Genomic DNA, 12,601 nt, shown 5'->3' on the forward strand with positions numbered 1-12,601 from the left:
CAAGCAGCGGCCTCAGGCCGCAGCCATCTTCTTTTTGCCTTCGACATCAGGCAGCAGAATCGTCACGATACCCAGCAGCGGCAGATAGGCGCACACGTGGTAGACGAAGTCGATGCTCGTCGAGTCGGCGAGTTGCCCCAACACGGCGGCACCCACGCCTCCCATCCCGAACGCGAAGCCGAAGAACAGCCCCGACACGGTACCGACCTTGCCCGGAATCAGCTCTTGCGCATAGACGAGAATGGCCGAGAACGCCGAGGCGAGTATCAGGCCGATCGCAACCGTCAGAATGCCGGTCCAGAAGAGATTCGCGTACGGCAGCATCAGCGTGAACGGTGCCGCGCCGAGGATCGAACCCCAGATCACGTACTTACGGCCGATCTTGTCGCCCAGCGGCCCGCCGATCATCGTGCCCGCCGCCACAGCGAACAGGAACACGAACAGATGCACCTGAGCGCTTTGCACCGACACGTGGAACTTGCTGATCAGATAAAACGTGAAGTAGCTGCTGATGCTCGCGAGATAGAAGTACTTCGAGAAGATGAGCACCAACAGAATGCCGATGGCAAATATCACCTTGCCGCGCGACAGGTGCGCGTGACCGCCCCGGCGCGTCGCCGGCTTTCCCTTGCTCGCGGCGCGCTGCGAGGCATACCAGCGGCTCACCTGGAACAGCACCGCAATCGCCACGAGCGCCGCCACGGAAAACCACGCCACGCTACCGCGGCCATGCGGCACGATGATCAGCGCGGCGAGTAACGGGCCAAGCGACGAGCCGACGTTGCCGCCGACCTGAAAGAACGATTGCGCCATGCCGTGGCGTCCGCCCGAGGCCATGCGTGCGACGCGCGAGGACTCCGGATGGAACACCGACGAGCCCATGCCGACGAGCGCAGCCGCGACCAGCAGCACGCCGAAGTTCGGTGCGACCGCCAGCAACAGCAGGCCGACAAGCGTGAAACCCATGCCGACCGGCAGCGAATATGGCTTCGGATGCTTGTCGGTATAGAGACCGACGACCGGTTGCAACAACGACGCCGTGATCTGATACGTGAGCGTGATCAGACCGACCTGGCCGAAGCTCAGGTCAAAGCTCGCCTTGAGCAGCGGATAGATGGCCAGGATCAACGACTGAATCATGTCGTTGAGCAAATGGGAGAAGCTGATCGCAGACAGCACGCGAAACGCCGTGCCCTGCGCAGCCGGCGAGGAGGCGCCGGGAAGGGACGTTGCAGGTTGACTCGACATGGGATGAGGATTTACGTCAAAGGCTTTGGAAAATCGAACTTTCCGGCGGCTTTCGTGCAGATATGCATGAAAGTTGGGATATATCCCATTTTCTGCCGAAAATTGAATAAGTGAAGTGTAGAGCATGCGTAAATCGTCGTTACGCCAAGTTTTGTCGCGATTCCGCCATCCCAGCCCACCGCTGCATGCGTTGTAGAAAACGACAAGAGGGGCTCGGCAGGTGGTCGCGGATCTGGCCCCTGATATACCACCGACGAGCCGGCCCGGCCCTTTATCGCAAGGGTTTGTGCGGGTTTATCGGGCGTTGGTCGGCGTCAGGGATTCGTGTAGAGTCGATTGACGAGTTGTGCCATGCAGCACAAAGCACAAGGGCCCTACTCCTTCCTTGGTTCGCGGCAAAACATGATTCAACATTCCAGAGTCGTGCAGTGGCTGGTGACCGGGCTTGTGGTGACGGTCACGCTTCTTATTGTTCTCCTGCTCGGCTGGTTACGCGTCGTCGGCGCATCGCAAACGATTTTGCAGGAAGAGGCCGAACGCCAACGCGATGCGCTCGAGCGCATTGTCGACCGCGCCGACACCACGCTTCAGGGTGCCACCGCCTGGGTCGGGCGCAACTGTAGCGAGGTCAACAGCGCGCTACAGGCCGAAGGTACGCTCAGCCCTTACTTTCGTTCCATCTGGCTTGTGTCTCACGGCAAGATGTATTGCTCGTCGGTGCTTCGCACGAACGAGGCCATCGATATGCCGCTGCCGAACGAACTGGTGCCGTTACTCACGGGAACGCGCGCCCTTTTTGTCGCCAGCACGCCTTATGTTCGAGACGCCCCTGCGTTGGCGATTTTCGTTCCCACCTCCGCCACCGACGGCGTGCTGGGATTTGTCGACGGGGTGTACCTCACCGAGTCTTTACATAGCGTGAAGAACAACAATCTCGAATGGACGGCGATGACCATCGGGAAGCTATCGCTGACGTCCGAGGCGCCAACGCTGGAATCCGCCAATGTCGCCACGCGCGGCGCGCAAACTACACTCACCTCGGAACTCTTCGCGACGTCGCTCGCGGGTAGCCCGTCGTTGACCCGCAGGCTGATTGCCAATTACACCCCCATCTTTCTATCCTTCGGCGCCGTGATCGCGGTCTTGCTGGGCATTCTGACGTTCCGCCATCTCAGCCCGGCGCAGTTCATGCGGCGACAGATCGCACTCGGCATCAAACGCAACGAATTCAAGGTGTACTACCAGCCCGTGATGGAGCTGGCGACGGGACGCTGCACCGGTGCCGAGGCGCTGGTGCGCTGGCATCACCCCGTGGCCGGTCTGGTCCGGCCCGACGCCTTCATTCCCATCGCGGAGGGCAACGGTCTGATTATCGAACTCACACGTTCGTTGCTTAAGCTGATTCGCAACGACGTTGCGAAGGGCGCGTTACCGCAAGGCTTTCATATTGCGATCAATCTCGCCGAGCGCCACTTGCGGGATAACACCATCGTGCAGGATATCGAACGGATTTATGGGTCGCTGAACGACACCTATCCGCTCATCGCCGAGATCACCGAACGTTATGTCATTCGCGACTCGGCAGCCGCGCGCAACGTGATGGCGGAACTCCAGCGCCGGGGTATCGAAACGGCACTGGACGACTTCGGCGCCGAGAACAACTCCATCGGCTACCTGAAGCGCTACGACTTCAACTATCTGAAGATCGACAAGGAGTTCTTGCCGGTTACCGAAGACGACGTGGTCACGCGCAACATCTGCGACTCCATCATCGATCTGGCCGAGCGCATGGGGATGACGATCGTTGCTGAGGGTGTCGAGAGCGAAATGCAGGCGAATTATCTGCGCGAGCGCAACGTCACCTACGCACAGGGATACCTGTTCGCGCGGCCGATCTCGTTCGACGAATTGGTGCCGTTTGCGGTGGCCCATGCGGGCGCGACGGTGAAGCAGGTGTCTGCGACAGTCACACCGATCACGCCCCTGACGCAACCCAAGGCGGTTTGAGCACCAGCGCAACGCACGACGAAAACGCCTGACCGGGAAACACAACCGGCCAGGCGTTTTGCCTGACGGTACTGCGAAGAGGTCAGAAGACCAACTGCGGCATATTGTTGCGCGGTGCGGGCATAGCTGCCGCACGCGTGCTATCCCTCATTTCGGCGCGCAGCAACCACAATCGCTGTGCGACGAAACGTCTGAAGCGCATTTCACCCGCGGAGAAAGAGATTTGCATCTGATGTCGCTTGCCGTTGGGCAGCGTGCGAACCAGACGATAGTATCGAGCCCCGTCAACCGTTTCCTTGATATTCCTGACGCGCATCATTTCACCCCGTTTCTGTTGTGTCAGGTGAGTGGGCACTTCGGCAAACGTCGCATTCCCGGTCAAGCCGCATCAAACCTGAACTTCAGCCTGACGCGACGCCGACCGGCACTGGGGGGGCATGCGGCGAAATTCAATGTAGTGGAGAAACGTCCCCCATTCGTCCCCCAAAAGGGCGGCCGAAGTGCGCTTCGTTGGTGCGCCGCAACACTTCCGCGTCCAGCGCCGGTTTTCGCTGGTTCGCCCACCTTCTACAATGCGGTCACCTGCTGCGTTTGATCGAGAAAATCACTATGGTTTCCGAACCTTCTTCAATGCCGGACGGCGTTTTACACGACGAAATGAATGACGCCCTGCAAGTGAGCGGTTCGCTTTGGCTGCATCGCGGCAACTCGTCGCTCGGTGGTCAGGCCCGGATTGCACTGCTCGAACAGATTGCCGCACACGGATCGATCACTGCGGCGGCAAAGGCCACGGGCATGAGTTACAAGGCGGCATGGGATGCCGTGGATGCGATGAATCAGCTTGCCGGCGAGCCGTTGGTCGCGCGCAGCACAGGCGGTCGCGGCGGTGGCGGCACACGCCTTACCGCGCGCGGCGCGAAACTCGTGGCGGCCTTTCGGGCGGTAGAAGCGGCCCAACGGCAATTCCTCGCGCGCGTGGCCAACGATCTGGAACATTTCGACGAGCAGTGGCCCGTGATCGCCCGGCTCGGTCTGCAAACGAGTGCACGCAATCAGTTGCACGGCACCATCACCGACATTCGACGCTGTGGTGTGAACGACGAAGTCACGCTGACCTTGCCCGGCGGCGAAGCGATTACGGCGTCACTCACGCATCACAGCACGCAAACGTTGGGGCTTGCCATCGGTGGCGATGCGTTCGCGCTCATCAAGGCGCCATGGATCGATATCGCGCGCGGCGCAGATCTCGCAGGACTGCCAACGGCAAACCGGCTCTCGGGCACGGTCGACGCCATCACCGACGACGCCGGACAAGCCGAAATCATGCTGGCGTTGCCCGGTGGCAGCCGGCTCGCCGCCGTCATGCCGCACGAGACGCTGGCGGCTCGGGGACTGGCGGAAGGCGTTGGCGCAACAGCCGTATTCCCGGCCGCCAGTGTGATTGTGGGCGTGATGGCCTGACGCAAGGGCGTCAGGCCATCGAGCACGTTACAGCGCAGGCGTTTCTCAGTTCGTCGCGACTTGCAGGCTCGCATCGCGACGGTCCAGGCGCAGGCTGAGCAACGCAACACCCACGCCGGCCAGCGGCACGAGCGCGGCCACCCAGGGCACCGCCGCCAGACCCGGACCGTGGTCGATGACGAAGCCCCCCAGCCACGCGCCGATGGCGTTGCCGAGATTGAAGGCGGCGATGTTGAAGCTCGATGCGAGGCTTTCCCCCGCCCCCGAGGCCTTTTCCATCACCCACAGTTGCAGCGGTGCGACTGTCGCGAACGCTGCCGCGCCAAGCAGGGCCACGAACACGATGGCCAGCCAGTGCGAGTGCAGCGCAAAGGTCATCAGCCCGAGAACGACGGAGAGCGCCAGCAAGCTGCCCAACACGGTCGGCACCACGCGACGATCCGCGAGTTTGCCGCCAAGCAGGTTACCGATCACCAGGCCGCCGCCGAAGATCAGCAGAATCGGCGAAACGGCACCTTCGGCAAAACCGGTGACTTCGGTGAGCAGCGGGGCAATGTACGTGAATACGCCGAACACCCCTACCCAACCGAGCACCGTCGTAAGCAAGCCGAGCAGCACCGGACGGCGTGCCAGTGCACGCAGATCGGCACGCCAGTCACCCGCATCCTTCGGTGCTGCAATCTTCGGCACGAACCAGGCGATCACGAGGAACGCGAGTGCGCCAATGACCGTGACCGCCCAGAAGCTGGCGCGCCAGCCGAAGTGCTGACCCAGCCACGTACCGAACGGCACGCCGAGAATGTTGGCGACGGTCAGCCCCGTGAACATCACGGCAATGGCCGACGCACGGCGCTCACGCGGCACCAGACCGGTTGCGACGACCGAACCGACACCGAAGAATGTACCGTGGGCGAACGACGTCAGCACGCGGGCAGCCATCAGCGCCCCGTAGCTCGGCGCCAGCGCACACGCGGCGTTACCGATGGTGAAGATCGCCATGAGCACCAGCAGCACCGTCTTGCGCGGCCAGCGGGCGGTGGCGGTTGTCATGAGCGGGGCGCCAACGACGACACCCAGCGCGTAACCGGAGATAAGCAAGCCTGCGGCCGCGATCGAGACACCGAAATCGGCGCCGACGTTGAGCAGCAGACCCATGATGACAAATTCCGTCACGCCGATGCCGAAGGCACCGGCGGTCAGGGCGTAGAGGGCGATGGGCACGGAAGACTCCTGTCTGAATATAAGGAAAGGTCACGCCGCCGAGGTGACAGCCGTAACCGATGTGCGGAATATAGACGCCCTCGCATTGATGAAATAGACTGCGCGAAGGAAAATGATTTGTGACTTGGCGTCACAGCGTCGCGTAAAGCCAGTTGTGGCAAGGGACAGGGACACATTCGATGGGTCGACAGGACGTCAATCGCTCAGGCGATATGGAAGTTTTCGTGCGGGTCGTGGCGCATGGCGGCTTCTCGGCGGCGGCGCGCGCGTTGCATATGACACCGTCTGCCGTAAGCAAGCTGATTGCCCGGCTCGAGTCTCGCCTGGGAGCGCGCCTGTTCAATCGCTCGACGCGTCGTCTGCAACTCACGCCCGAGGGCACGTCGTTCCACGAGCGCGCGTTGCGCGTGCTGGCCGACATCGAAGCGGCCGAGCGCGAAGCCGCGGCCGGGGCCGTGCCGCGCGGCCTGCTGCGCGTGAATTCCAGCGTACCGATCGGCTCGCTCTATCTGTTGCCGGTGATTCCGGCATTTCTGGCGCAGTACCCCGAGATCCGTCTGGATCTGACACTCACCGATACGGTTGTCGACCTGCTGGAACAGCGTGCCGACGTTGCCGTGCGCGCAGGTCCGCTGCGTGACTCGCGGTTGGTGGCCCGCAAGCTCGGCGAGAGCCGCCTGCATGTGGTCGCGTCGCCCGAGTATCTCGCGCGCAACGGCCCGTTGCGCTCGCCAGCCGACCTGATTCATCACAACGTCATGGCCTTCAATTTCGACCGTCAGGTGCAAGGGTGGCCGTTTCTCGACGGCGCCGGCGGTATCACGCACTATCCGCAGATCGGCAACATGGCCGTGAGCGACGGCGATACCATGCGCAAGCTCGCGATCGAGGGGCTGGGTCTGGCCCGCCATTCGCGCTATCACATCGATGCCGATTTGCGTGCGGGACGGCTCGTCACCGTGCTGGAAGACTACAATCCCGGCGATCTGGAACCGGTGCATGCGGTGTATGTCGGGCAGGGCGGCCACTTGCCCGCGCGCGTGCGCGCGTTTCTCGACTTTCTCGTGGCCAACGTTCACCTGCCCTGAACCCGCAGAGATTCTGCCTCCTTCCCTGACTCCGCGACTTAACCGGGCCCGTCACTGGCCGCAGCCAGAAGTGGCACGATCAGATCGCTGATTGGCGTAGGGATGCCGCGCGCACGCGCATATCGCTGCACCACCCCGTTTCGGCTGTCCCATTCGAGCGGGCGCCCGGCTTGCCGGTCGGCGAGGATCGACGTGCCCAAGTCGGGCGGGGAATGGGCAAATTGATCCACGATCGCTTGCGCGACGTCGTCGCCCAGTGTTGCACCCGCCGCACGAGCCACCTCAAGACACTCCCGTAGATAGGCGAGCGCCAGCCCGGCGATGTCGCTTCGGGAGAACATGCCTGCGCGACGATTTGTCAGCACCATCAACCCTGCTACCGCGTTCTGTAGGAGCTTTCGCCAGGCGACGGATGTGAAATCCGTCGCGACGTCGACCGAACACCATGTGCCACGCAAAGCCTCGAGCACCAGGCGGGTCCCCGGCGCGTCAGGCAATGTGAGGCGCGCTTGGCCACGCAGCCAAACCGAGGCATCCGGTTCGCGTTGTGCGGGAAACCAGACCACCGAGGGCAGCACTGGCCCCCCATGCAAGTGCGGCGCAACAAGCGCTTTCTGCTCAAGGCCGTTTTGCAGCACGCAGACCACCGTCCTTGCGTCGCACAGTGCCGAAAGCAAGGAGGCGGCTGCCGCCACCTGTGTCGACTTGACCGCGACGAACACCAGATCGAATGTGTCCCTGATCTCGACAGGATCAATCCGCACCGGACCAGGAACCACAATGCGATCGCTATCGATACGCAGCACCAGGTGCTCATGCATCGTACGGCCGTATATCGCCGGCGTGCGTCCAACCGCATGCATCGCAGCAGCGACAGTCGTGCCAATTGCCCCTGGGCCCAGGATGGCAACGGATGGATTCTCAGACATCGTGGTGGTTCTCCTGTCGTCTTGTCATTCCGGTCATACGAGTGCGCGACGCTCGTTAATGTGAGCGTCATCCGATGATCGCCGCCCCGATGGCAATGACGGTGCACGCCAGCATCTTCCGAACGGTCAACGCATCGCCAAGGAAGAAATACCCAATCAACGCTGCGAAAAGCACGCTGGTTTCGCGCAGCGCCGATACCGCCCCCATGGGCGCGCCAGCCATGGCGTAGATCACAATCCCGTAGGCCAGAAGAGAGACCAACCCGCCGACAAATGCCTGGGTGAATCCGGGGCGGATGGCCAGCAAACTACCTGCGCCGCGCAGCCCGATGTACACCACTGGCATCAAGATGCCCCACAAGGCGCACATCCAGACCGTGTAGGCCAGCGGAGCGCCGGACAGGCGCACGCCGATGCCGTCTGCCACGCTATAGGCAGCAATGAAACACCCGGTTCCCAAGGCGTACGGCAGGCTGGTGACCGCAAGCCCGCGCCCGTTGAAGGCCAGGAAAACGATACCGCCTGACACCAGCACAACGCCGAGCAGGGCATCGATCCCGATTTTCTCTCCAGCGAACGCCGATGCCGCGACGACGATCATCACGGGGGAGGAGCCTCGTGCAATTGGATAGGTCTGTCCGAGTTCGCCCGCGCGATAGCTCCTGACAAGAAACAGGTTATAGCCAACGTGCAGCACCGCGGAAAGCACGGCATACCCCCAACTGGCTTCGGCTGGCGGCTTCAGAAACAGGGCGATTGTGGCGCTGGCGATCGCAACGGCCACACACATGATCGTCATCGACCAAAGCCGGTCGGCCCCGCCACGCAGCAGCGCATTCCAACTGGCGTGCAGAAGGGCCGCCATCAGTACCAGGAGAACGATGTGAAAAGGCATGCGCCATACTAAGCATCGTCGGCCCCTTGGTTAAGCGAAGTCTCCTCATTGCATGATGAGTCAATCCTCATGGGTTACCAATAGCTTTGCTGAGCCTTGCCGGACTCCGCCAGCAGCCAGTGGCGAAAGTTGACGATGTGGGGCTGTGACTCGACGCCCTTCGGGCAGACAAAGTAGTAGGCCACCGGAGAAGGGAATGGGACGTCAAACAGTCGGACCAGACTGCCGTCGCCGATCTCGGCTTCAACGTGTCCACTTCTTGCCAGTGCAATCCCCTGCCCCAACAGCGCCGCTTCAATCGTCATGTTGGTGTCGGCAAATCTGACGCTTTCCTTGAGCGCCGATATGGCCACCCCGACGTGTTGAAACCAAAGCGCCCATTTCGGCACCAGATCGGAACCATCACGCGTGAGCAGCGGGTAGCGTAATAATTCGACAGGTTCGCACGGTACGCCAAAGCGGTTCAGAAGATCGGGACTGGCCACCGGAAAAATCTGCTCCCTGAACATGAAATCCGAATGCAGTGCCGGGTAGTTTCCACTACCGAAACGGATCGCAACCTCCGGTTCCGTGCTCGAAAACTTGATGGCAGTGTCGGTGGTTTCGAGCGTGACCAGAATTTCCGGGTGCTGCCGGGACAGACTCGGCAGCCGGGGCAACAGCCATTTCAGGGCAAAGGAATACGTCGTACTGACCCTCAGCCGGACTCGGCCTTTTTGCTCTCTCAGGTCGGCGAGCGTTGCCCCCAGACTCATGAAAAACTCGCGCACGATCGGCGCGAGGGCTGCACCTGCAGGTGTCAGGCGTAATGACTTGCCTCGCTCGAACAGCTGCAACCCCCACAGGTCTTCGAGGTGCTTTAGCTGATGACTGACCGCACTTTGGGTGATGTGCAGCTCCTCTGACGCAGAGGTAAACGTCGCGTGCCGTGTCGCGACCTCAAAAGTGCGCAAAGTGGCGGTAGGCGGCAGATCTCTCATGTCATCGCTTCCTCGGTGAGCGTTCCAGAATTTCACACGTATGAATCGATGCTCATGATGGGGCCTCTCGCTGCAGCGCTCAAGATGCCCGTTGGCGATGTCCTGACGCCCCCCCCTAAGGGCTAGGGATGCGAAAGCGCTCGCGCCGCTTCGCGACCAACGAATAGGCCACGCAACGCATCCCCCTCAGCCATGTCGACTCCCGATGACCGCGCTTATGACTTTCGACAAGGCTCAGCCGCGCGACCGGTCGCGATGCGACCAGACAAAGAGCGGCCACGCCAGCGCGGCGCAAATCAAGCCCCCCGCCCATACCAGCCCCCAACCGCCAATCGACAGCAGCAGCGGGATCGTGAGCGGCGTGAGGAACATCGTCAGGAAGACGCCTGTGTTACCGATGCCGAGCGCTGTCCCGGCACGTGAGGCGCCCGCGAGCGTTGCCAGCTCCGTGAACGCGACACCGTGCCACGCCGACGCAACGACGCCGCCCGCAATCAACAGCGCGATCAACCACGGTGTGCCGTGTGCGAGCCAATCGGGGCGATGCGCGAGCGCCGTCACGAGCAGTGCCAGAAGCGCGAAAACCACGCCAACGACAATCGTGCACACGCGCAAATACAGCGGGCGATTACGACGCTTGTCCGTATAACGCCCGCTCCACACACGCGTGATCGCAGCCCCCGTTTGCACAGCGACTAGCGTGAACGAGATCGTCGCCACGCTCACGTGCACAAAGTCATGCAAAAACACGGTGCCGAACGTCAATACGGCGACTTGCGGCATCACGAGCACTGCCATGCCCAGCGCAGTGCTCAGTAAGCGCGCGTCGCGCAACGGGGTGTAGCTCGCGGCGGGACGCCCGCCCGTAGCGCTCGCGGCACGGGCTGTCGTGCTCGCCTTGTCATGCGGTTCGTGCGGTTCCTCCGGCGGCTCAATCAACCACAGCCACGCCATGAATGCGGCGGCGACACACGCGAGCGCCAATTCGAAGTACACCGCACGGAAGCCGAAATACAGCGCCGTGCCCGGCAACACCAGCGCACCGATGCCGCCGCCCATCGGCACGGCGCATTGCCGCACGCTCATCGCCAGACCGCGCTCGCTATCATGAAACCAGCGCATGATCGCGCGCCCGCTCGATCCGTTCACACTGCCACCGAGTACGCCGATGGCCAGCATCCCCGCTGCGAGCATCGGCATCGACGGCACGAAATGTGCCGTCGGCACCCCCCACAACGCCAGGCCGGCGAGCGCCGCCGCCGTCACCAGCAGCCCGACAAGCAGCACCCGCCGGTCGCCCCAGCGATCGGTGAGCATGCCCCAGGGCAATTCGGAAATGGCGATACCCAGGCCGATCATGCCGAGCACGATGCCAAGATCACTGTTAGCCAGCCCGTAAGCGCTGCGCATCTGCACGGCGGTGGCGGGAATGCCGCCCATGGCGGCAGCAAAGCTACCGTTGGCCGCCACGCCGACGCCCAATACCTTCCAGCGATGGTTACGACCGAGGGCGTGGGTGACGGATGGCACAGCCGGAACGGCCGGAACAGGTGGCGCCTGATTGGCGGTAGCAGGGGCAGTACATAGGCGTTCATTCATGTGTGACACGGTGCGCGGCCCGCAGGCACGCGGCTCAGAGGAGAGAAGTCGCGGCGTCCATCTCCCCGTGAAGCCTGGGTTCAAGACGCCATGCTCCGCATCCTACGGATAGACAATCCATCGGAAAAGCGGGAAAATTCGATGCCTTATATCGTTTTTTCCGGATTAACTCCGAATGTAGGCGGTGTGCGGTGCGCGCCTCCGACGCCTCTTCAAAAGCGAGACTTTCCAAGAGCCACCATGAACGCCCGCGCCTTCGATCTCACGCAGTTGCGTACCTTTATCGCCGTTCACGACGCCGGCAGCATTTCGGCAGCCGCAGAGCAGATCTTTCTGTCGCAATCGACGGTCAGCGAGCAGCTCAAGAAGCTCGAAGCGCGTGCCGGACAGCCGTTGCTCGTGCGTTCGCGCAAAGGCATGCGACCCACCCCCGCCGGCACGCGACTGCTCGCCTATGCACGGCAGATCTCGGCGCTGTCCGAGGCGGCGTTCGAAGACCTGCAAGGCGTGCTGCTCGATGGCGAGTTGCGCATCGCCATCACCGATTACTACCGTCCGCACGACGTTGGCCGTGTCCTCAAACGGTTCACGAGTCTGTATCCGCGCCTGCGCCTGCATGTGAGCGCCATGCAAAGTGCGCAGATCGAGCGCACCGCGCTGACTGGCGAACACTTCGATGTGGGATTGGCGTTACGCCTGATGAACGAGGATGTCGGCCGAGGCGCCAAAGCGCTGGGCTATCGAACGCCGGGCACGCTGGTGCGCCGCGAGCGTCTCGTGTGGGCGATGTCGTCGTCGCTGGCCGAGCCCGTCGGCGAACCGCTGCCGCTGGTGACGCTGCCGCCGTCGTGCGCGCTGCAAAGCCTCGTGCTCGGCGTGCTCGAGCGACACAAAGTGCCTTACCGCGTCTCTCACTCCGCCGCGGGCGTGGCCGGCATGCAACTGGCGCTCGGTGCAGGGCTGGGCATCTCGTGCCTGAACGAATCGGCGCTCACGTCCGATCTCATCGTGTGCCCGCCGTCCCTCGGTCTGCCGCCGCTGCCGCGCGCAGAATTCCACCTGCTGCCCGGACGCGCCGACGAAACCGATCTGATCCGGCACGCCCGCAATGCGCTGTTGCGGCTCTTCGCGTGATACCTTTGCCCCCTGATCCCGATTTTGTCCGCTTAATGC

Annotated in this window: 11 protein-coding genes; 4 read left to right on the forward strand and 7 right to left on the reverse strand. The window is 62.5% G+C overall.

What is annotated here, in order from left to right:
- Nucleotides 1-12: 12 nt before the first annotated feature.
- Nucleotides 13-1,248 (reverse strand): MFS transporter, encoded by a 1,236-nt coding sequence (locus C266_RS20815; RefSeq protein ID WP_010806733.1) that lies wholly within the window; start codon nucleotides 1,246-1,248, stop codon nucleotides 13-15.
- A 402-nt stretch (nucleotides 1,249-1,650) separates the two neighbouring features.
- Here C266_RS20815 and C266_RS20820 point away from each other — a divergent pair, with 402 nt between their 5' ends.
- Nucleotides 1,651-3,255 carry an EAL domain-containing protein gene (locus C266_RS20820; protein WP_168162939.1) on the forward strand — a complete coding sequence of 535 codons (1,605 nt, stop codon included), beginning with the start codon at nucleotides 1,651-1,653 and terminating at the stop codon, nucleotides 3,253-3,255.
- 82 nt (nucleotides 3,256-3,337) lie between these two features.
- Here C266_RS20820 and C266_RS20825 read toward each other — a convergent pair whose 3' ends face one another.
- Nucleotides 3,338-3,637: a hypothetical protein gene (locus tag C266_RS20825; RefSeq protein ID WP_144265878.1), complete on the reverse strand. Its 300-nt coding sequence runs from the start codon at nucleotides 3,635-3,637 to the stop codon at nucleotides 3,338-3,340.
- 275 nt (nucleotides 3,638-3,912) lie between these two features.
- Between C266_RS20825 and C266_RS20830 the strand changes: the two genes are divergently transcribed.
- Nucleotides 3,913-4,716 (forward strand): TOBE domain-containing protein, encoded by an 804-nt coding sequence (locus C266_RS20830; protein WP_246189718.1) that lies wholly within the window; start codon nucleotides 3,913-3,915, stop codon nucleotides 4,714-4,716.
- Between the two features lie 45 nt (nucleotides 4,717-4,761).
- Here C266_RS20830 and C266_RS20835 read toward each other — a convergent pair whose 3' ends face one another.
- Nucleotides 4,762-5,937 carry an MFS transporter gene (locus tag C266_RS20835; protein ID WP_010806737.1) on the reverse strand — a complete coding sequence of 392 codons (1,176 nt, stop codon included), beginning with the start codon at nucleotides 5,935-5,937 and terminating at the stop codon, nucleotides 4,762-4,764.
- 179 nt (nucleotides 5,938-6,116) lie between these two features.
- Between C266_RS20835 and C266_RS20840 the strand changes: the two genes are divergently transcribed.
- Nucleotides 6,117-7,025 (forward strand): LysR family transcriptional regulator, encoded by a 909-nt coding sequence (locus tag C266_RS20840; RefSeq protein WP_036663516.1) that lies wholly within the window; start codon nucleotides 6,117-6,119, stop codon nucleotides 7,023-7,025.
- 38 nt (nucleotides 7,026-7,063) lie between these two features.
- Here the strand turns inward: C266_RS20840 and C266_RS20845 are convergent, their stop codons facing one another.
- The 4 genes from C266_RS20845 to C266_RS20860 all read right to left on the reverse strand — a co-directional run bounded on the left by C266_RS20845 (nucleotide 7,064) and on the right by C266_RS20860 (nucleotide 11,428).
- A complete protein-coding gene (locus tag C266_RS20845) occupies nucleotides 7,064-7,954 on the reverse strand; it encodes an oxidoreductase (protein ID WP_010806739.1) in 891 nt (296 codons plus the stop codon).
- A 67-nt stretch (nucleotides 7,955-8,021) separates the two neighbouring features.
- Nucleotides 8,022-8,849 (reverse strand): DMT family transporter, encoded by an 828-nt coding sequence (locus C266_RS20850; protein WP_010806740.1) that lies wholly within the window; start codon nucleotides 8,847-8,849, stop codon nucleotides 8,022-8,024.
- Nucleotides 8,850-8,923: 74 nt separating this feature from the next.
- Entirely contained in the window at nucleotides 8,924-9,829 is a 906-nt protein-coding gene (locus C266_RS20855; RefSeq protein WP_010806741.1) for a LysR substrate-binding domain-containing protein, read from the reverse strand.
- Nucleotides 9,830-10,063: 234 nt separating this feature from the next.
- The gene (locus tag C266_RS20860) at nucleotides 10,064-11,428 is read right to left on the reverse strand and encodes an MFS transporter (protein WP_081636338.1); all 1,365 of its coding nucleotides are present in this window, start codon (nucleotides 11,426-11,428) and stop codon (nucleotides 10,064-10,066) included.
- 240 nt (nucleotides 11,429-11,668) lie between these two features.
- On the opposite strand from C266_RS20860, the gene C266_RS20865 reads away from it, so the two are divergent.
- On the forward strand, nucleotides 11,669-12,562 hold the full coding sequence (locus tag C266_RS20865; protein ID WP_010806743.1) for a LysR family transcriptional regulator: 894 nt from the start codon (nucleotides 11,669-11,671) through the stop codon (nucleotides 12,560-12,562).
- Nucleotides 12,563-12,601: the final 39 nt, after the last annotated feature.

The sequence above is a fragment of the Pandoraea sp. SD6-2 genome (genome assembly GCF_000389825.1).
GTDB classification, from domain to species: domain Bacteria; phylum Pseudomonadota; class Gammaproteobacteria; order Burkholderiales; family Burkholderiaceae; genus Pandoraea; species Pandoraea communis.

What these genes read in the sequence shown, in the direction of transcription:
- C266_RS20840 (WP_036663516.1), top strand. Translation starts at nt 6,117, where the DNA reads ATGGGTCGACAGGACGTCAATCGCTCAGGCGATATGGAAGTTTTCGTG.
- C266_RS20815 (WP_010806733.1), bottom strand. Translation starts at nt 1,248, where the DNA reads ATGTCGAGTCAACCTGCAACGTCCCTTCCCGGCGCCTCCTCGCCGGCT.
- C266_RS20830 (WP_246189718.1), top strand. Translation starts at nt 3,913, where the DNA reads ATGAATGACGCCCTGCAAGTGAGCGGTTCGCTTTGGCTGCATCGCGGC.
- C266_RS20860 (WP_081636338.1), bottom strand. Translation starts at nt 11,428, where the DNA reads ATGAATGAACGCCTATGTACTGCCCCTGCTACCGCCAATCAGGCGCCA.
- C266_RS20855 (WP_010806741.1), bottom strand. Translation starts at nt 9,829, where the DNA reads ATGAGAGATCTGCCGCCTACCGCCACTTTGCGCACTTTTGAGGTCGCG.
- C266_RS20845 (WP_010806739.1), bottom strand. Translation starts at nt 7,954, where the DNA reads ATGTCTGAGAATCCATCCGTTGCCATCCTGGGCCCAGGGGCAATTGGC.
- C266_RS20865 (WP_010806743.1), top strand. Translation starts at nt 11,669, where the DNA reads ATGAACGCCCGCGCCTTCGATCTCACGCAGTTGCGTACCTTTATCGCC.
- C266_RS20850 (WP_010806740.1), bottom strand. Translation starts at nt 8,849, where the DNA reads ATGCCTTTTCACATCGTTCTCCTGGTACTGATGGCGGCCCTTCTGCAC.
- C266_RS20820 (WP_168162939.1), top strand. Translation starts at nt 1,651, where the DNA reads ATGATTCAACATTCCAGAGTCGTGCAGTGGCTGGTGACCGGGCTTGTG.